The organism is Devosia sp. LjRoot3, from assembly GCF_964252865.1.
Lineage (GTDB): Bacteria > Pseudomonadota > Alphaproteobacteria > Rhizobiales > Devosiaceae > Devosia.
On sequence record NZ_CAXUPK020000001.1, the window covers coordinates 701,097 to 719,382 of the forward strand.

Sequence of the window (18,286 nt, forward strand, 5' to 3'; positions counted from 1 at the left end):
CAAATGGCACGCATCAAACTGGACAGGATCCACAAGGTCTATGGCGACCGCTATCCCGCCATTCACGACCTGAGCTTCGAAATCGAGGACGGCGAATTCATGGTCTTTGTCGGCCCCTCCGGCTGCGGCAAGTCCACGGCATTGCGGATGATCGCGGGCCTCGAAACCATCAGCGCCGGCGAATTGATCATTGGCGATCAGGTCGTCAACCATGTCGATCCCAAGGACCGTGACATCGCCATGGTGTTCCAGTCCTACGCGCTCTACCCGCACAAGACCGTGCGCGAAAACATCGCCTTTCCGCTCCGCATGGCTGGGGTCGCCAAGGACGAGATCGAACGGCGCGTCAGCGAAGCGGCGCGTATTCTCGAACTCACCCCGCATCTCGACCGCAAGCCGGGCAAGCTTTCCGGCGGACAGCGGCAGCGTGTGGCCATGGGCCGCGCCATTGTCCGCCGGCCCCGCGCCTTCCTGATGGATGAACCTCTCTCCAATCTCGACGCCAAGTTGCGCGTGCAGATGCGCGCCGAGATCGTCAAGCTCCAGCGTGCGCTGGGGGTGACGACGGTCTATGTCACGCACGACCAGGTCGAGGCCATGACCATGGGCGACCGCGTGACCGTGCTCAAGGCCGGGCGCCTGCAGCAGATCGACACGCCGCAGAACCTCTATCAGCGGCCCGCAAATGTCTTCGTTGCCGCCTTCATCGGCTCGCCATCGATGAATCTTTATCAGGCGACGCTCGCCGGCTCGCAATTGACCCTGGGCAGCCAGAGTATCGCTCTGCCCGAGGCGGTCTTTGCCGCGCGCCCGGGGCTCGGTGCCTATTCGGGCCGCAGCCTGATCGTGGGTATCCGACCTGAGGATATCGACGATGCCGCCGTCACCGACAAGCGCGACTATGCCGAGATTTCCGCGCCGGTGACGCTGGTCGAAGCGCTGGGCGCCGAAACCATGGTGCATTTGGCGCTCGATGCCACCTGGGTTGATGCTGAGGATCCCGATATCGCCGCTGCCGAGACCATGAGCCGAACTGCCGTGGGACGTTTTTCGCCACGCACCCAGTTGCGCGCCGGTGATCGGGCGCGCCTCGCGATTACCCCGCACAACCTCCACTTCTTCGACCCAGACACCCGCGAAAGCATCTGGTGACCGACATGCAGAACCTGCAGCAGGCCCCGGTGTCGGGCGGCCAGAACACATTTCAAGTTGAGAAAGACCTCTCCATGACCAGCCCCAATGCCTACGATGTCACCCGCTGGCCAGCGGGCGATCCGAGCAAGGATATTGGTGCGGTCATCAACAGCATCATCGCCGATATCAAAAATCGGCAGGCAGATCGCGATATTCGGGACGGCGGCAAACCGGGCGCGGTGATCTACATCCCGCCGGGTGACTACCGCCTGGCTACCCAGGTTCTTATCGATATCAGCTATCTCAGAATTGTTGGTTCGGGGCACGGCTTCACCTCGTCCAGCATCCGTTTCAACACGCCCGCCGACGAAATCAGGAACTGGCACGAGATTTGGCCAGGAGGCAGCCGTGTGCTGGTCGACCTGCCTGCCGATATGGCGGGCGACGATGTCCGCGCCGCGTTCCTCGTCAAACGCGACGGCAATCCGCGCCTCAGCTCGATCGAGTTCGCCGATTTCTGCATCGACGGCCTGCATTTTGAAGACCATGTCCCGGATGGCGATCCCGAGAATTCCTACCGCAATGGCAAGACGGGTATTCATATCGCCAGCGCCAATGACTCGTTCCGCATTACCGGCATGGGGCTCATCTATCTCGAGCACGGCATTGTCGCGCATCACTCAGATGCGCTGACGGTTGATAACAACTTCATCGCCGAATGCGGCAACTGCCTCGAATTGCGCGGTATGGGGCAGGCTTCGAAGATTTCGAACAATCTTATCGGCGCTGGCTATGATGGCCATTCGATCTTCGCCGAGAACTTTGGTGGTCTGCTGGTCAGCGGCAATAATGTGTTTCCGCGCGGCAGAAGCAGCGTGCATTTCTCGGGCGTGGCACGCTCTTCCATTACCGGGAACAGGCTCCATTCCTTTTATCCGGGCATGCTGATCTTTTCGGAGAACTGCTCGGAAAACCTGGTCTCATCAAATCATTTCCTCCGGGATCGTGAGCCCTGGGCGCCGATGAAGGGCTATGACAACGGACTCGATGATCAGTTCGGGCTTCTGCATATCAATGGCGACAACAATTCGGTGATCGCCAACCACATTTCGGAGTCGATTGATGCGCGGCTCCTCAAGCCCGCTGGCCAGAAGCCTGTCATCATCCGACTGGTGTCCGGGGGCGGAAACTATGTCGCCAACAATCACGTCGTTGCCACAACTGAGCCGGCGCAGGAGGACGATGCACCCAACAGCGCCTGTTTTGCCACGCAGGTCGAGGCCATACTCTCAACAGGCAGCCTGACCCGCCTCGACGTGGTGGCCGTCAAGGTCGAACCCGGCTCGACCCAGAACGTCATTCTCGACTCCGGCAGCGAAGCACAGGTTGAGATCGATCGGGCGGTCAACGCCTTCCGCGGCACGCCGGTGCCCGGCGGCCAAGGCGCTACGGAAGCAAGGCCCTGACCGTGCAAGCAAATGTTACCCTTGCCGCAGGCTATCGGCTCGAATTCTGGGCCGAGGGGCCGGGAACCATTCGCATCACCGAAGGCGAGGCGGTGCTCTGGCGGGTTCCTGCCTTGGCGGCGCATCCGGAGTTTTTCAGCTACCAGCATCGCGAAGCCTCGTCGATTACCCTCGACTGCGATAGGCCCGAGGCCATTCTCTGGGCCTATGGCTATGACCCCAATACAGTCGAACACGCGGGCATCACTGTCTGGGAGTTTGGCGCCGATGGCGTGGTTCTGCGCAGCGGTTCCGAAATCGAAGACTGGATGGCGTCCGACCCTTTGCGTCCGACCCTGCATTTCTCGCCGATCCGCCAATGGATGAACGATCCCAACGGGTTGTGCCGGATCGGGGACACATGGCACATGTTCTACCAGTTCCATCCGGCTGGCACCGATTGGGGGCCAATGCACTGGGGTCATGCGGTCAGCAAGGACCTCTTCAACTGGACCCACATGCCGGTCTTCCTGCATCCCGAACAGAATCTGTGGCGGCTCGGCGCTACCGGCGGTGCCTTTTCGGGCAATGCCTTCCGGGATCGGAATGGTAGCCTGATGTTCTTCTATACCGAGCGCCTCCCGGCCTACGATCTCTTCACCGGCTACCGGGAAATCCAGAAGCTGGGGCGACCGGACCGGGGCATGCTGCACCTGTCGGGCGCGGAAACCATTCTCGATACCCGACCGGTCGACGATGGCGTCGAACACGACTTTCGCGACCCGAAAGTGTGGTGGGACGAGGGGGCAGGGGCCTATCGCATGGTGCTGGGCGCCGCGCTGCATGGCGATCCCGCCGTGTTGCTCTACGGCTCGCCCAACCTGATGGACTGGACCTATCTCGGTCCGCTCTACCGCGCCCCGGCCCATTATCGCCAGAACGGCGCCCGTGCCGTCGAATGCCCCGACTTCTTCCCGCTCGATGGCAAGTGGGTGATGATCATGGGATTTGTCGGCTATACCGAGCCGGAGAGTGGTCGCCATAACCTGCTGTTTGCAATAGTCGGCGACTTTCGGAACGACACATTCGTTCCGAGTACCGGCGACCTGCAGATCCTCGACTTCGGCACTGACTACTACGCCATGCAGAGTTTTGCCGCGGACGAGCGGCAAATCGCCTTTGCCTGGCTCTTCAACTGGGAATATCGCAAGCCGCCGGGTTCTCCCTATTCGGGCGAGATGTCCCTGCCGCGCGAACTTGCCCTCGATCCGTCAGGGCGGCTGCTGATGCGGCCTGCTCGGGAACTCGACAAAGCTTGGCCCACGCGTCTGCTACCCCCGGAGTTGGACGGGAGCTTTGCGCTGGGCGATGTTCCAACCGAAATACGTCTGAAGGGAGCGCTCGAGGGTACCAGGATCATGGCAATGTCGGGGGCTGCCCTTTCCTTTGAGGTCACCATTTTGAACGGCCGACTCTCGATACGCTTGCCGCAAGATGATGGAAAGATCCGCTACGATGCGGCCCTCGAGTCAGCCACGGTCCTTCTCGTGTTCCACGACCGCGGCATCCTCGAGGTGTTCGGAGAAGGGGGCGCCGTTTGCGGCACACGGCGCAGCTACACGAACATCACGCCGGACAGAATTGTGGTCACGTCGGCCGCAGAAGTGTGTGTGTTTGAGCGCAAGAGCGCGTCTGCCAGCTAGTGATAGCCTGATAGCAAACAGAAAGGCGAGACATGATCTTGCCGACAGGAGTGGCACAAACCCGAGCGCGGAACGCATGATCTCGAACTTTGCTTAATGGGGCACCGGATCGCCTACGCGAGTGTTTGCCCTTGCCCGACTCGAGCTTGCCCGGTCAGATCGAATGAAGTGTCGCCTCGGCCGTATTTCGGCCGAGGTTCGTTCTGCGACAGGTGCCAGAATATGCTTATTCGCGAAGGTGATCAGCGAACTGTCGATATCGATCTGAAGCTAGCCACCTTGCTGGCAGGTGTGGCAGGCGCACTCAATGGGGCCGGGTTCCAGGCAGCGGGCTTCTTCTCCGCCAACATGACGGGCAACGTCTCTAGTCTGTCCGATCATCTTGCCCTGGGCCGGCTGGACACCGCCGCATTGTTCGCGGCGATGATCGTGTCCTTCATTTTGGGAGCTTGCTGTTCAGGATTCATGATTGAAATCGGTCGGCAGCGAGGCGTGCGGGGTATTTATGCCTATAGCGTGCTGCTCGAGGCTGGTCTGCTGCTGCTACTTGGACCCATAGCACTGTTCTTTCGTGGCTTTCAGACAGGTCTTGTTATCTGCCTTAGCTTCATCATGGGCGTGCAGAACGCAGCGACGACGCGCATCAGCGATGCACGCGTTCGAACGACGCATGTGTCGGGCATGGCCACAGATATCGGACTAGGTCTGGCCGCCCTGGTGCGCGGTCAACCCGCGCCCCGCTTCCGGCTGTCCCTATTTACGCTCACGGCATTTCTTGCCGGCGGCGTCCTTGGCGTTTTCGCTTACTTGCTCATCGACGGATGGCTGCTGATCATCGCAGGGATAGCCTTATTGGCGATCGGGATACCAGAGGCACATAGGGCTAGAGGCGGCGCCTAGATACGAGTAGTGCCTCTCTTCTGCATCGCACCCATTCTCGGCCACTATCGCTGCGCGCACTCGAGGGCCGCATACGCCCTATCGCGGGCATTCAGATCGCCTAGGCGATTTCGGAAGCAGACAAACCTTGGTGGCCGAGACCTATACCACCCATTGCAATTGCCGTCCGAGCGGCCTATGTGGGCCCTGCTCGGCCATGTAGGTCGGGCAGACGTTCTCAGGGCGGGGTGCAATTCCCCACCGGCGGTGTTTGCATCGAAAGCTGCATCAGCCCGCGAGCGCTCTTTCCGTAAGGAGAGAGGTCAGCAGACTCGGTTCAACTCCGAGGCCGACGGTATAGTCCGGATGGAAGAGAACACATGACTGTCTAGCAAGCGACCATTCCGCGCCGGAATGGGCGCCACTTGTCGTCATGCGCCCTGAGCTTCGTCGTCACCAAGGACGAAGCATGGGTACTGAGCCAGAACAATCTCCCTCCCCAGACGCCGTTGCACTGGCGTTTCGCCTGGCACTGGACGCTGCTCGGGCCTTCGTGGGCGCTACTGCGCCCAACCCGCCGGTCGGCTGCGCGATCCTCGAGGCATCCGGCAACGTGCTGGCGGTCGCCGCGCATCAACGGGCCGGCACGAGCCACTCCGAGGCTTTGGCAATCGCGGAGTGCCGGGCAAAAGGTCTTGGCGGGGCGATCCACACGATCGTCGTCACGCTCGAACCCTGCAATCATTTCGGGCGCACACCGCCCTGCTCTGAAGCCATCCTGAGCACAACGGCAAAGGCCGTCTGGATCGGTGCGGCTGATCCCAATCCCGCCGTAGTTGGAGGCGGCGCTGAACGTCTGCGGGCGGCAGGGCTGACCGTCCGGAGCATCGGCGCCCTCGATCCCAGCCTTGCCGCCAGCGCACAGCGCTTGGTCGAGCCTTTTGCGAAACGCATGCTAACGGGCCTTCCGTGGGTAACCGTCAAGCAGGCGGTGGACGGTAGTGGGGCCATGATTCCACCCCGCGGGCAAAAGACGTTCACCTCCCAAGACTCGCTGAAACTGGCTCACGAGCTGCGCCGTCGGGCGGACGCCGTGCTCACCGGTTCCGGCACGATTCTCGCAGACGCACCCGAGTTCACGGTGCGTCATGTGCCTGATTTTGTAAGCAGAAACCGCCACCTGGCCATTCTAGACCGACGCAGACGCGTCTCCACAAACTATATCGACGCCGCGACGGCGCGCGGCTTTCGCGTCCTGCTCCCTCACTCCCTCGCCGACGCGTTGCACCAATTGGGAGAGGCCGGTGCTCTCGAAGTGCTGGTCGAAGCGGGTCCGCTGCTCACCGAGAGCGTGCTCGTCAGCCCGTTCTGGGACGAGCATGTCCGCATCACCGCCGACAAAGACGGCCCTGATCGCGTCGAGGTGCTTTCCCAACCCCATTCATTCGCCCTGACAGAAAGGTCCTAGATGTTTTCCGGCATTATTCAACGCCTCGCCAAGGTGGAGGTCGCCGAGCCAGTCGGTGCAAGCCTGAGACTGGCGATCACGACGGGCTACCCCGACCTTGAGCTTGGAGAAAGTGTCGCCGTCAACGGCGTCTGCCTCACCGTCACTTCGCTTGAGATCGGCGGAAGGACCGAGTTCTTCCTTAGTCCCGAGACGCTGGCGCGCAGCACGCTCGGCACCATCGAGGTTGGCGATGCCGTCAACCTCGAACGCTCGGTTCGCCTGGAAACGCGGCTTTCGGGGCATCTGGTCCAGGGTCATGTCGATGGCCGGGCCACACTGGTCTCGGCGACCGAGGAGGCCGGCGCCTATCGGCTCGCCTTCGATGTGGACGCGGAATTGGCCCGCTATTGCGTCGCCAAAGGCTCGATTGCGCTCAACGGCATCAGCCTGACCATCAATTCCATTTCGCAAGCCGACGTGCGGTTCCAGGTCGGGGTGATGATCATCCCTCACACCTGGACCCACACTAACCTGCACGCCCTCGCCGTGGGCGACCAGGTCAATGTCGAAGTCGATGTTATCGCCAAGTATGTGGAGCGGCTATGCCTGCCCTATCTGAAGCCCTGAGCGCCCTGAAAGAGGGGCGTATGATCGTCCTCGTCGATGACGAGGATCGTGAGAACGAAGGCGACCTCGTGCTGCCGGCGCAGTTTGCCACGGCGGAGGCAGTCAATTTCATGGCCATGCATGGCCGTGGACTGGTCTGCCTCGCGCTCACCGGCGCGCAGGTCGATCATCTCGGTCTACGCCCCATGGTGCGTGACAATCGCACGCGTCGGTCGACGGCCTTCACCGTATCTATCGAGGCCCGCGAGGGTATCTCCACCGGTATTTCAGCGGCCGATCGCGCCCACACGATGCGACTGGCGGCGTCGTCCGAAGTGACGCCGGACGATATCGTCTCGCCGGGGCATGTCTTCCCGCTGCGAGCGGTGGACGGCGGCGTCCTGGCCCGCAACGGGCATACGGAGGGCGCAGTGGATCTCGTTCGCCTTGCCGGGCTCGAACCCGGTGCTGTCATTTGCGAAATCATGCGGGACGATGGGCAGATGGCAAGGCGTGAAGACCTCCTTGCCTTCGCAAGAAAGCATGGCCTCGTCATGCTCAGCGTTCGCGAGCTTGCCGAGCACCGGATCAGGACTGAAACGCTCGTTGAGGAAATCGCCAGCACTGACCTGCCTTCGGCATTCGCAAGCGACGTGCTGCGGCTGCATGCGTTTCGCAATAGCATCGACGGGATCGAGCATATCGCGGCGGTCAAGCGCGGAGAGACACAGACGCCGCTCGTGCGGCTGCATTCGGAATGCCTCACGGGTGACGCTCTCGGGTCGCTGCGCTGCGATTGCGGCGCGCAATTGCAGGATGCCATGCGCAGGATTTCCGAGAGCGCCGGCGGCGCCTTGCTCTACCTGCGCGGCCACGAAGGCCGTGGCATCGGCCTTGGCAACAAGATCAAAGCCTATGCCCTGCAGGATCAGGGCCACGACACGGTGATGGCCAACCAGATGCTTGGCCATCCGGTCGATGCTCGCGACTATGGGGTCGCCGCGCAGATGCTGAAAGCGCTTGGCTATGCCCGCATTCGCCTCCTGACCAACAATCCTGAAAAGGCGCGGGCGCTCGAACGTTACGGTATCGCCGTGGCGCAATGCGTGCCGCTCGTGGTTCCCGCCACCCCCTTCAACCAGACCTATCTTGCGACCAAGCGCGACCGCCTTGGCCACACATTGACCCTTGGATGAGACCCGATATGATCACCAATCCAAATCCCCGTTTTGCCATTGTCGTCAGCCGCTTCAACGAGGAGGTCACATCCGGCCTTCTCCGCGGCGCGCGCGCCTACCTGAGCGAAAAATCCATCGCTTTGCGCGATGAAGATGTGCTGTCGGCGCCCGGGGCCTTCGAAATTCCGCTGATCGCGCAGATGCTGGCCCAGACGGGAAAATTTGACGGCGTGATCTGTCTTGGCTGCGTAATCAAGGGAGACACCGCGCATTTCGAATATATCAGCGAGGCCGCCAGCACCGGTCTGATGAACGCCTCGCTCGCGACGGGCATTCCGCTGACATTCGGCATCCTGACCACCTATACCGATGAGCAGGCGATCCTCCGCAGCCGCGACGACGAGCACAACAAGGGGCGGGAGGCGGCCGCCGCGTGCCTGGATTCGCATCGCATCTTGCGGAAAATCACCTAACACGGTGCCACCACCTATGCGTTCGGCGTCCGGAATTGGGCACGTTTCAGCGCAGCTTGTCGACCAGGAAGTCCACAAAAACGCGAACGCCGGCCGGAACCGTGGTCGGCGATCTGCTGCTCGGCATCGTTCAGGTCGGCCAGGACGCGTCGCGCAGCCTGGAGATAGGCGCGACCTTCCGCCGTCAGGGTGAGCGTGTGGGTCGAGCGCAGCAGCCGCCGCACGCCGAGTCGTTGGCAAGCGGCTGCGCCGATGAAAGGTGGTGCCACGACGAACGCAGTAAAGCAGGCGCGTACCCATGCTAACCTGTGTTGGGTCGGCGCGTGTGGAGCCCCGTGAGACTATGCGTGCAAGATTCGCAGACTCACAAAAATAACTCTGAAAAATCCACTGCGTGATGGAATTTTGGCTGGGGAACCTGGATTCGAACCAAGATCGACGGAGTCAGAGTCCGCTGTTCTACCATTGAACTATTCCCCAGCAGAGCCTGCTGGCCGGGCCGTGATCCTCAGAAGCGGTGCTTCCGTGGCGGCGCGGGGTCTCATTAGACAAAGCGGACGAGGATTGCAAGCGGGGATGGTGCAAGTTTGCCCAACCAATGTGTGCATTGCGCTTGGCTCAGCGTTGAAGTACCGTCTTTTTCAACAATGCAACACCAAAGCTGCGCCTTGGGCGCGGCCGGAAATACCGGCCAGCGACCGCGCCGCGTCAGGAGAATCAGGTGACCGATCCGAATCGGTCCGCTGCCTTGTCGGTCGCCCGGACCGGCACGGCGCTCCGCACGCCTTCCGCTCAGGATCGGAAGGCAAGGGGCTCGGCTGCGCCACCTGTGGCGGAGCCGCGGACAAGTCATGCGCCCCGGCGCGCGCGCGGCCCGCTCTATGCGGCGCTCGACCTTGGGACCAATAACTGCCGCCTTCTCATTGCGCGCCCGCACGAGCACGGTTTTCGTGTGCTCGACGGGTTTACGCGCATAGTGCGTCTTGGTGAGGGTGTTTCGGTAACCGGGCGCCTTGGCGACGCGGCCATGGAACGCACCATGGAAGCGCTCAAGCAGTGCCGGAACAAGCTGCGCGACCACCAGCCGACCCGCATGCGGCTCATCGCCACCGAAGCTTGTCGCGCTGCCGAAAATGGCCCGGAATTTCTCGGTAGGGTGAAGGAAGAGCTTGGGCTTGAGCTTGAAATCGTCGACCGGCGCACCGAGGCCGAATTGGCTGTGACCGGTTGCGCCGATCTTATCGACGATACGGCTCAGGGCGCGCTGATGTTTGACATTGGCGGTGGTTCCTCCGAACTCGCCTGGCTCGATTTCCGCGGTGGCCGGCCGCGCTCGCAGGGGCGCATGTCGGCCTCGATCCGCTCATGGCAGTCGCTGCCGGTCGGCGTCGTCTCCATTGCCGAGCGCTTTGGCGGGGTCAATGTCACGCCCGAAGTGTTTGAAGCCATGGTCGGTTTTGTTTCCGAGCACCTGAAACAGTTCCGCGGCCGCGAAAAGCTCCGCCAGATGATTGCCGCGCATCCCGTGCACCTGATCGGCACTTCGGGTACGGTGACGACGCTGGCTGGCCTCCATCTCGGCCTCGAGCGCTATGAGCGCCAGAAGGTGGATGGGCTCTGGCTCAAGAGCCAGGAAGTGGACGACATCATGCGCGTCCTTCTCAATATGCCCTTCGACCGGCGCGTGACGCATCCCTGCATTGGTCGGGATCGCGCCGATCTCGTGCTGCCCGGCTGCGCCATTTTTGAAGCCATTCGGCGTGAGTGGCCGACCGAGCGCGTGCGCGTGGCCGATCGCGGCCTGCGCGAAGGCATCCTGATTTCCTTGATGGATGCAGATAAGGTTCACAAGCGGCCGAGCCGCCCCAAGCGGAGAAACGCAAATGGTGGATAAGGCACTCGGCACAGGCGGCCGCAAGTCCGACAGGGACCTCAAAATCCGGCTCAAGACAGCCAAGGGGCGGACGACCTCGTCCACCAAATGGCTGCAGCGCCAGCTCAACGACCCCTATGTGGCCCGCGCCCGTTCGGAAGGCTATCGCTCGCGCGCGGCCTTCAAGATCAAGGAAATCGACGAGAAGCAAAAGCTCTTCAAGAAGGGCATGCGTGTCGTCGACCTCGGCGCTGCGCCCGGCGGCTGGTCGCAGGTCGCGGCCAACGCGGTGGGCTCGACGGCCGAGCACCCGCTTGTTGTCGGCATCGACTATCTTGAAATGGACCCGATCCCCGGCGTTGTCCTGCTCCGCAAGGATTTCACCGAGGAAGACGCGCCCGATCAGCTCTTCGCGGCCATGGGTGGCCACAAGGCCGACGTGGTGATGAGCGACATGGCCTGGCCGACGACCGGTCACCGGCCCACCGACCACCTGCGCATCGTGCATCTCATCGAGATCGCCGCCGATTTCGCCATTCAGGTGCTCAATCCCGGCGGGTCTTTCGTTGCCAAGGTTTTCCAGGGCGGCACCGAGCATGAGCTGCTGCACATGCTGAAACGCCATTTCAAGACCACCATGCACATAAAGCCGCCGTCGAGCCGCAGCGAGTCGGCCGAGGCCTATCTTGTGGCCAAGGGGTTTAAGGGTAGGGCAGAGGTCGAGTCCGAAAGCGAATAGCGCCACGCCGGGCCCTCAATATTGCAAAGGGCTCAAGTTTAATGTTTTGTCTGGTGATCTATGTCTTCGCTGATGCGGGAGGCGTAAGTGAAAATCACCAACGACGCGATAACGCTAAACAACCAGATATATCCGACGAAGAACATTTCGTCGGCACGCATGGTGGAACGGAAATCGCATACCTTTCAGAAGGGATGGCCCTATTTTCAGCGGGTCGTCACCTTCATGGCGATTGGGATCTTCCTCGCCGTTTTCGGTTTCAACGCGGAGATCGAGCCACTCTTGGGCCTCGCGGCCATGATTGCGGGCGTCATCGTCTTCTTTCGCGGCTTCGTCCGGCCTCGAACAGAAGGCAAGGAATACGGCATTGAGCTGCTCAGCAACAGCGGCGGCATGACCCTCTTCTGGTCGCGCGATCAAGAATTCATGATCCAGGTGCGCGACCTGATTTTCGCGGCCCTCACTTCATCGGGCAACGCCTTCAACTATACCGTCAACATCGACAACAAAAAGATCGAAGATCATTCCGTCAATGTTTTGGATAGATCGGTCCATCATGTCTACGACTATTCTGTTCATTTTTCCCAGCATCAAGGTATTTCTGTAGATCAGCTCAATTTCCTCAATGGTCAGTTCAACGAGGCGCTCAAGGAACTGGGCAACTTCGTCAGGGATCACCGCAATGAGGAGCTGCAGAAGGAACTGCAAAGCCTGGTGACGATCCTCCGCACCCAAAATCCCGACAAGGGCAAATTGAAGACGGCTTGGGGGAGGCTGAAGGGCATCTGCGATGTCTGGGAAACCGGAGACACAGTCAAAAGTATTTTGAGCACGATCGCGATGGGCGTGAACACGATCCTAGGCGTCGTCACCTGATATCACGGAGAGGCCGCGGACTGACCGCGGCCCCCGAGGTCAGGCGGCTGCCCGGCCGTAGCGCTTGATCACATCGGCGAGTGCCACATGCCCCTTGAACGAACCTGATCCCACCGGTGTCTCGCCGTTCTCGATGGCGAGCGCAAAAATGACGGCAGGATCGGTTTCGAGGCGGCGCCGCAAGGCGGCGAGCTTTGGCCAGCGTTGAGCATCGGCCACCTCATGAAAATCGAGCCAGCGGGCGACGCCGATCAGCACGGCATCGGCAAGCGAGGGGCTTTCGCCTACGAGATAAGGGCCATTGCCTGTTATCGCTTCGAGCTTGTCATGGCGCTCCATAACGCCCTCGCGCCCCCAGATGCGCAGGTTCTCCTGCAAGACCGGGTTCGGCGGTTCCATTTCGAGCGCGGCCCAGAGCGGGCTGAAGGCGCCGGTGAAGCCGGTGTTGATAAAACCCAGCAATTGCCACATGCGATCGGCCTCGGCGCTTTCGGGCGAATAGCTGATGCGATGGTCGGTGTCGCGGGCGGCAAGCCAGGCGGCTATGGCCATGGTCTCGGTGATTGGCCGACCTGCGGGCGTGATCAGCGCGGGCGTTTCGTGGCGGGCATTGATCTGCGCATAGCCCGGTTCGCGCATCTCGCCGAGCATGTCGACGCGGCAGAGCCGATAGGGCAGGCCCAGCCATTCGAAGGCGGCAATGAGCCCCATGGAGCTCCCGGCCGGGTGGCCGTAGACAAGGATCGGTTCCATTTGTCATCTTTCAAGAAGTGTCAAATGATGCTGGCCAGCGGGCTGGAACCTACCCGCCTCCGCCCCTAAGTAAATTACGGACAATTTTGTAACCACGAGAGCCCCATGCAGACGCTGGTTTCCAACTGCCCCATCGAGGATGTGATGCGCGCGCTATCCGGACGTTGGCCCGGCCTGCTGCTTTACTATCTCAAGGACGGGACCAAGCGGTTCAGCGATCTCAAGCGCGACAATCCCACGGTGTCACACCGCATCCTGACGATGGAACTGCGCAAGCTCGAAGCGGTGGGGCTGGTCATGCGCACGGCGTTTCCCGGCTATCCCTTGCGCGTGGAATACGATCTCACGCCCGCCGGCGCGCAGGTGCTGCCGCTCATCGAGGGCCTCGCGGATTGGTGGGAGGCCAGCGGACCGGAGCGGGCCAAGCAGGCCCGCGTCGCCGTCCCCTGATCGTTCAATGCGCGTGCGGTTTGCCGAGCAATTGATGCCCGGCATTCTTTGGCAGCGTCATGAATAGCACTGTTGCCACGAGCCCGACCGCCGCCACCACATAGAAGGCGATGTGGAAATCGACCAGCGCCAGTTCGCCGCCGCCGCGCAGGCGATGCACCAGTTCCAGCGTGCCGCCGCCCAGCGCCACGCCCATGGCGAACATTAGCTGGCCCCAGACCTGGCTGATCACATTGGCCTGGCCGGCGTCCTTGTCTTCGATATCGGCAAAGGTGAAGGCGTTCGAACCGGTCCAGAAGGTCGATTGCCAGAAGCCGGTAAACGTGAGGATCGCGAGGATCAGCGGCATCGGCGTTTCGGGCGTGTAGAGCCCCATGGCCACGATGCCGGCGGCCGAAATAGCGGTCGACCAGACCAGCGGATATTTGAACCCCCAATGGGCAAACATCCAGTTGGCGACGAATTTTGCCACTAGGGCGCCGATGGCGCCCACAAAGGTCACCATGCCGCTCTCAAAGGGCGAGAGGCCGAAGGTCAGCTGCAGCATCAGCGGAAAGAGGAAGGGCGTTGCACCCTGGCCGAGGCGGAAGAAGGTGCCCGCGACAATGGCGATGCGGAAATTGCGCACGGCGAGCAGCCGCAGGTCGAGCAGCGGAAATTCGGTCCGCAGCGCATGACGCACGTAGAAACAGCCGATGCCCATGCCCGCGACGGCCGCGATGGCGCCGTAGAGAGGGGGCAGGGCGGGTAGGCTCACCACTGAACAGCCGAAGGCGAAGAGGGCAAAGGCGAGGCCGGCCATGACAAAACCCGGCCCGTCGATATTGCGCGGCTTGTTGCGGTGTTCATTGGGCAGGGCGAAGCCCACGAGCACGATGCCCAGAACACCGATCGGAATGTTGATCCAGAAAATCCAGTGCCAGGAAAAATAGGTGGTGAGGAAGCCGCCAAAGGGCGGGCCGACGATGGGCCCGATCAGCGCCGGAATGGTCAGCCAGGCCATGGCATCCACCAGCTGATGGCGCGGCGTGGCGCGCACCAGCACAAGGCGCGCCACCGGCCCCATCATGGCGCCGCCCATGCCCTGGATGAAACGCGCGCCGACGAACTGGGCCAGCGAGCTCGAGAACGCACAACAAATCGAACCGATCATGAAGACCAGCATGGCCACGCGGAACACGCGACGCGCACCGAACCGATCGGCCATCCAGCTCGAAATCGGAATGAAGATGGCGAGCGCCACGAGATAGGCCGTCAGCGCCAGTTTTAGCGAAATCGGGTCCGTGCCGATATCCTCGGCAATGGCGGCGAGCGAGGTGGCAATAACGGTCGAGTCCATGTTTTCCATGAACAGGGCTGTGGCCAGAATAAGGGGCGTAGTTCGAGACACTGGCTTTTCGGTCCGGTTTTGGCCGGGCCGCTACTCCTTGTAAGCGCGATGACCTGAAACGTCCGCGCCGGCATTCTTGGGGAGGGCGAGATAAACAAGGCTCGCCACGGCACTAAGGCCGCCTACGGCAAAGAAGGCGATCTGGAAATTGAGCAATGACAGGTGACCACCGGTATAGTGGCTGGTGATTTCGAGGATGGCGCCGGCTACGGCGACGCCAAACGCCACCGACAGTTGCTGGCACACCGCGACGATTGCCGTGGCCTGGCTCGCTTCCTCGTCCGAAATGTCCGCGTAGCCAAGGGCATTGGAGCCAGTGAAAAACACCGAGCGCAAGACGCCGCCCGCCAGCAGCACGGCCATCATCACCGGGGCCGACGTTTCGGCGGTAAACAGGCCCTGCGCTGCAATCAACACGCCGCCGAAAATCGAGGCAAAGGCGAGCACGCGCGGAAAGCCGAAGCGTGCAAAAACGCGCTCTGCCACGAACTTGCTCATGATGGCGCCGATGGCCGAAATGAAGGTGATGGCGCCCGACTGGAACGGATTGAGCCCAAAGCCAAGCTGCAACATCAGCGGCAGCAGAAACGGCATGGCTCCAACGCCGATGCGGAACAGCGAGCCGCCGGTGATCGAGGAGCGGAACAGCTTATGTCTGAACAGCTTTGGATCGAGCAGCGGGTAGGTCGTCCGCCGCGCATGGAGGAAATAGAGGATGCCCGCGGTCACGCCAACGGCGATGGTCAGGTAGCCATAGATGATCGGCAGGGCAGGGAGGCTGATAACCGAAAGGCCGAAGACGGTGCCTGAAAAGGCCACCGAAGCGATGACGAAGCCGATGAGATCGACCGGCCGCGGCGTCCGCTCATCGGGCACCTTCAGGTAGATCCCCGAGAGAATGATGCCGATGATGCCGATCGGAATATTGATCCAGAAGATCCAGTGCCAGCTCAGATATGTGGTGAGGAACCCGCCGATCAGCGGCCCCGTCACCGGCGCCACCAGGGCCGGCACAGTCAGCCACGCCATGGCTGAAACGAGCTCATTGCGCGGCGTAGAGCGCACCAGCAGCAGGCGCCCCACCGGCGTCATCATCGATGAGCCAATGCCCTGGAAGAAGCGCGAGAGCACGAAGGTTTCGAGCGAAAAGGCGAAGGAACAGGCGAGCGACCCCAGCATGAACACGAAGATCGCGAGCCTGAAAATGTTCTTGGCGCCGAACCGGTCGGCCATCCAGCCGCTGAGCGGAATAAAGATGGCGAGTGCCACGAAATAGGCCGTCAGCGCCAGTTTCAGCGCAATCGGATCGCTACCGATATCGGCGGCGATGGCGGGCAAGGATGTGGCAATGACGGTCGAGTCCATCTGTTCCATGAACAGGGCGACCGCAAGAATGAGCGGGGTAACGCGGATCACGAGTCTAGAACCGGGAATCGTGCAAGGAGGGATGCAGCCCGATTACTATGAGCCCAAGATTTAGGCTTGGCCAATGAATATTGGGCAAAAGCGGCCAGAATTCTCCGGCGCCGGACAGGTTTGCGCCTGCTCCGAAGTGGCATCCGCAAGGAGTCAGTGCGCCAAACCTTTTTCTGATAGCACCGCCGGGCTCGTTGAGCTAGGGGGCTCGGCGCATTGCTGCCCCCGGTATCGCCCCTATGCAAGCCGGGGCGCCGATGCTATTGACCCTCGCCAACCTGAACCCGCGAGTACACCCGCAGGTTCATATTCCAATAGATCTGACAATGTTCAGAAGGCAGGAAGGGTCTGGCCTTGGCGAAGATTATTACCACGATTACCGGCGATGCGGCTCTGACGTTCGACGACGTGCTGCTCCAGCCCGCGCGCTCCGATGTCCTGCCCACTGAAACCGACATTTCGACCTATGTCACCAAGGACATAGCGCTGAACCTGCCGATCATTTCCTCGGCCATGGACACCGTCACCGAAGCCAATATGGCCATTGCCATGGCCCAGGCCGGCGGCCTCGGCGTCATTCACAAGAACCTCACCGCCACCGAGCAGGCCGAACAGGTCCGCATGGTGAAGAGCTTTGAGAGCGGCATGGTGGTCAATCCGATCACCATCGGCCCCGACGCCACCCTCGCCGATGCGCTCGCGCTCATGCAGAAGAGCCGGATTTCCGGCATTCCGGTCGTGCAGAATGGCGGCGCCGGTGGCCGTGCCATCGGCAAGCTCGTCGGCATTCTCACCAATCGCGACGTGCGCTTCGCTTCCAATCCGGCCCAGCCGATCTCCGAACTGATGACGCATCAGAACCTGATCACGGTGCGCGAAGGCGTCTCCAAGGAAGAGGCAAAAATCCTTCTCCACCGTCACCGCATCGAAAAGCTGCTGGTGGTCGACGAGGACTATCGCTGCATCGGCCTGATCACCGTCAAGGACATCGAAAAGGCCCAGCTCCACCCCAACGCCGTCAAGGACGCACAAGGTCGCCTCCGCGTCGCCGCTGCCTCCACCGTCGGTGATGGCGGCTTCGAGCGCTCGCTGGCCCTCATCGATGCAGGCGTCGACCTCCTCGTCATCGACACCGCCCATGGCCACTCGGTGCGCGTCGCCGAGGCCGTCGAACGCGTCAAGCGCGAGAGCAATTCTACCCGCATCGTCGCCGGCAATGTCGCGACCGCGGAAGCCACCAAGGCGCTGATCGATGCCGGCGCTGATGCCGTCAAGGTCGGCATTGGCCCCGGCTCCATCTGCACCACGCGCATCGTCGCCGGTGTTGGCGTGCCCCAGCTTGCAGCCGTCATGTCCTGCGCCGAAGAGGGCCACAAGGCCGGCGTCCCCGTCATCGCCGATGGCGGCATCAAGTTCTCCGGCGACATGGCCAAGGCCCTCGCCGGCGGCGCGTCCTGCGTCATGGTCGGCTCGCTCTTGGCCGGCACCGACGAGAGCCCCGGCGAAGTCTACCTCTACCAGGGCCGCTCCTATAAGTCCTATCGCGGCATGGGCTCGGTCGGCGCCATGGGCGCTGGTTCGGCCGATCGCTACTTCCAGCAGGATGTGCGCGACCAGATGAAGCTCGTGCCCGAAGGCATCGAGGGCCAGGTGCCCTATAAGGGCGCAGCCGGTGCCGTGCTCCATCAGCTCGCCGGCGGCCTCCGCGCCTCGATGGGCTATACCGGCGCCCATACGCTGAAAGATTTCCGCGAGAACGCCACCTTCGTGAAAATCTCCGGCGCCGCGCTCAATGAAAGCCACGTCCACGACGTGACCATCACCCGCGAAGCGCCGAACTATCGCAGCGGCCGCTAGAACGCATTGACGGCGCGGGCAGATGCAACGCGCCGTCACCCTCCTTCGTTGTCAGGAAACGGAG

At 61.8% G+C, this 18,286-nt stretch carries 16 protein-coding genes, 1 tRNA gene and 1 riboswitch; of the genes, 13 read left to right on the top strand and 4 right to left on the bottom strand.

Annotation, left to right across the window (positions count from 1 at the left end):
- Positions 1-3 precede the first annotated feature (3 nt).
- The 8 genes from ACSQ2A_RS03420 (at position 4) to ribH (ending at position 8,868) form a co-directional block, all read left to right on the top strand.
- The gene (locus ACSQ2A_RS03420) at positions 4-1,152 is read left to right on the top strand and encodes an ABC transporter ATP-binding protein (protein WP_436071081.1); all 1,149 of its coding nucleotides are present in this window, start codon (positions 4-6) and stop codon (positions 1,150-1,152) included.
- A 74-nt stretch (positions 1,153-1,226) separates the two neighbouring features.
- Positions 1,227-2,600: a NosD domain-containing protein gene (locus tag ACSQ2A_RS03425; RefSeq protein WP_436071625.1), complete on the top strand. Its 1,374-nt coding sequence runs from the start codon at positions 1,227-1,229 to the stop codon at positions 2,598-2,600.
- 2 nt (positions 2,601-2,602) lie between these two features.
- A complete protein-coding gene (locus ACSQ2A_RS03430) occupies positions 2,603-4,282 on the top strand; it encodes a glycoside hydrolase family 32 protein (protein ID WP_436071082.1) in 1,680 nt (559 codons plus the stop codon).
- A 222-nt stretch (positions 4,283-4,504) separates the two neighbouring features.
- Positions 4,505-5,182, top strand: coding sequence for a YoaK family protein (locus tag ACSQ2A_RS03435; RefSeq protein WP_295411414.1), 678 nt, complete (start codon positions 4,505-4,507; stop codon positions 5,180-5,182).
- 209 nt (positions 5,183-5,391) lie between these two features.
- A riboswitch (FMN riboswitch) is annotated at positions 5,392-5,543 on the top strand.
- An 87-nt stretch (positions 5,544-5,630) separates the two neighbouring features.
- The gene (gene ribD / locus ACSQ2A_RS03440) at positions 5,631-6,629 is read left to right on the top strand and encodes a bifunctional diaminohydroxyphosphoribosylaminopyrimidine deaminase/5-amino-6-(5-phosphoribosylamino)uracil reductase RibD (RefSeq protein ID WP_436071083.1); all 999 of its coding nucleotides are present in this window, start codon (positions 5,631-5,633) and stop codon (positions 6,627-6,629) included.
- Complete coding sequence (locus ACSQ2A_RS03445) at positions 6,630-7,238, top strand: riboflavin synthase (protein ID WP_436071084.1); 609 nt, start codon at positions 6,630-6,632, stop codon at positions 7,236-7,238.
- Positions 7,214-8,413, top strand: coding sequence for a 3,4-dihydroxy-2-butanone-4-phosphate synthase (ribB, locus tag ACSQ2A_RS03450; RefSeq protein WP_436071085.1), 1,200 nt, complete (start codon positions 7,214-7,216; stop codon positions 8,411-8,413). The genes ACSQ2A_RS03445 and ribB overlap by 25 nt, the downstream gene beginning before the upstream one ends.
- Before the next feature lie 8 nt (positions 8,414-8,421).
- The gene (ribH, locus tag ACSQ2A_RS03455; RefSeq protein ID WP_436071086.1) at positions 8,422-8,868 is read left to right on the top strand and encodes a 6,7-dimethyl-8-ribityllumazine synthase; all 447 of its coding nucleotides are present in this window, start codon (positions 8,422-8,424) and stop codon (positions 8,866-8,868) included.
- A gap of 406 nt (positions 8,869-9,274) precedes the next feature.
- On the opposite strand, the gene ACSQ2A_RS03460 is transcribed toward ribH, so the two are convergent.
- A tRNA-Gln gene (locus ACSQ2A_RS03460) sits at positions 9,275-9,348 on the bottom strand.
- Between the two features lie 241 nt (positions 9,349-9,589).
- Here ACSQ2A_RS03460 and ACSQ2A_RS03465 point away from each other — a divergent pair.
- From ACSQ2A_RS03465 to ACSQ2A_RS03475, 3 genes are all read left to right on the top strand, one after another.
- Complete coding sequence (locus ACSQ2A_RS03465; RefSeq protein WP_436071087.1) at positions 9,590-10,762, top strand: Ppx/GppA phosphatase family protein; 1,173 nt, start codon at positions 9,590-9,592, stop codon at positions 10,760-10,762.
- Positions 10,752-11,480, top strand: a complete 729-nt coding sequence (locus tag ACSQ2A_RS03470; protein WP_295410587.1) for an RlmE family RNA methyltransferase — start codon at positions 10,752-10,754, stop codon at positions 11,478-11,480. Before ACSQ2A_RS03465 ends, ACSQ2A_RS03470 begins: the two co-directional genes overlap by 11 nt.
- A gap of 87 nt (positions 11,481-11,567) precedes the next feature.
- Entirely contained in the window at positions 11,568-12,356 is a 789-nt protein-coding gene (locus tag ACSQ2A_RS03475) for a DUF6232 family protein (protein ID WP_436071088.1), read from the top strand.
- 39 nt (positions 12,357-12,395) lie between these two features.
- Here the strand turns inward: ACSQ2A_RS03475 and ACSQ2A_RS03480 are convergent, their stop codons facing one another.
- On the bottom strand, positions 12,396-13,109 hold the full coding sequence (locus tag ACSQ2A_RS03480) for a glutathione S-transferase family protein (RefSeq protein ID WP_436071089.1): 714 nt from the start codon (positions 13,107-13,109) through the stop codon (positions 12,396-12,398).
- Between the two features lie 105 nt (positions 13,110-13,214).
- On the opposite strand from ACSQ2A_RS03480, the gene ACSQ2A_RS03485 reads away from it, so the two are divergent.
- The gene (locus ACSQ2A_RS03485) at positions 13,215-13,559 is read left to right on the top strand and encodes a winged helix-turn-helix transcriptional regulator (protein WP_436071090.1); all 345 of its coding nucleotides are present in this window, start codon (positions 13,215-13,217) and stop codon (positions 13,557-13,559) included.
- A 4-nt stretch (positions 13,560-13,563) separates the two neighbouring features.
- Here ACSQ2A_RS03485 and ACSQ2A_RS03490 read toward each other — a convergent pair whose 3' ends face one another.
- Both ACSQ2A_RS03490 and ACSQ2A_RS03495 read right to left on the bottom strand, forming a co-directional pair.
- Positions 13,564-14,949: an MDR family MFS transporter gene (locus ACSQ2A_RS03490; protein ID WP_295410583.1), complete on the bottom strand. Its 1,386-nt coding sequence runs from the start codon at positions 14,947-14,949 to the stop codon at positions 13,564-13,566.
- 30 nt (positions 14,950-14,979) lie between these two features.
- Positions 14,980-16,323, bottom strand: a complete 1,344-nt coding sequence (locus ACSQ2A_RS03495; RefSeq protein ID WP_436071626.1) for an MFS transporter — start codon at positions 16,321-16,323, stop codon at positions 14,980-14,982.
- Positions 16,324-16,719: 396 nt separating this feature from the next.
- On the opposite strand from ACSQ2A_RS03495, the gene guaB reads away from it, so the two are divergent.
- Entirely contained in the window at positions 16,720-18,222 is a 1,503-nt protein-coding gene (gene guaB / locus ACSQ2A_RS03500; RefSeq protein WP_436071091.1) for an IMP dehydrogenase, read from the top strand.
- Positions 18,223-18,286 lie beyond the last annotated feature (64 nt).

Bases quoted from the DNA above. Each gene is read 5' to 3' on its own strand.
- ACSQ2A_RS03435 (WP_295411414.1), top strand. From the start codon at position 4,505: ATGCTTATTCGCGAAGGTGATCAGCGAACTGTCGATATCGATCTGAAG.
- ACSQ2A_RS03495 (WP_436071626.1), bottom strand. From the start codon at position 16,323: ATGGAACAGATGGACTCGACCGTCATTGCCACATCCTTGCCCGCCATC.
- ribH (WP_436071086.1), top strand. From the start codon at position 8,422: ATGATCACCAATCCAAATCCCCGTTTTGCCATTGTCGTCAGCCGCTTC.
- ACSQ2A_RS03425 (WP_436071625.1), top strand. From the start codon at position 1,227: ATGACCAGCCCCAATGCCTACGATGTCACCCGCTGGCCAGCGGGCGAT.
- ribB (WP_436071085.1), top strand. From the start codon at position 7,214: ATGCCTGCCCTATCTGAAGCCCTGAGCGCCCTGAAAGAGGGGCGTATG.
- ribD (WP_436071083.1), top strand. From the start codon at position 5,631: ATGGGTACTGAGCCAGAACAATCTCCCTCCCCAGACGCCGTTGCACTG.
- ACSQ2A_RS03420 (WP_436071081.1), top strand. From the start codon at position 4: ATGGCACGCATCAAACTGGACAGGATCCACAAGGTCTATGGCGACCGC.
- ACSQ2A_RS03485 (WP_436071090.1), top strand. From the start codon at position 13,215: ATGCAGACGCTGGTTTCCAACTGCCCCATCGAGGATGTGATGCGCGCG.
- ACSQ2A_RS03470 (WP_295410587.1), top strand. From the start codon at position 10,752: ATGGTGGATAAGGCACTCGGCACAGGCGGCCGCAAGTCCGACAGGGAC.
- ACSQ2A_RS03445 (WP_436071084.1), top strand. From the start codon at position 6,630: ATGTTTTCCGGCATTATTCAACGCCTCGCCAAGGTGGAGGTCGCCGAG.
- ACSQ2A_RS03480 (WP_436071089.1), bottom strand. From the start codon at position 13,109: ATGGAACCGATCCTTGTCTACGGCCACCCGGCCGGGAGCTCCATGGGG.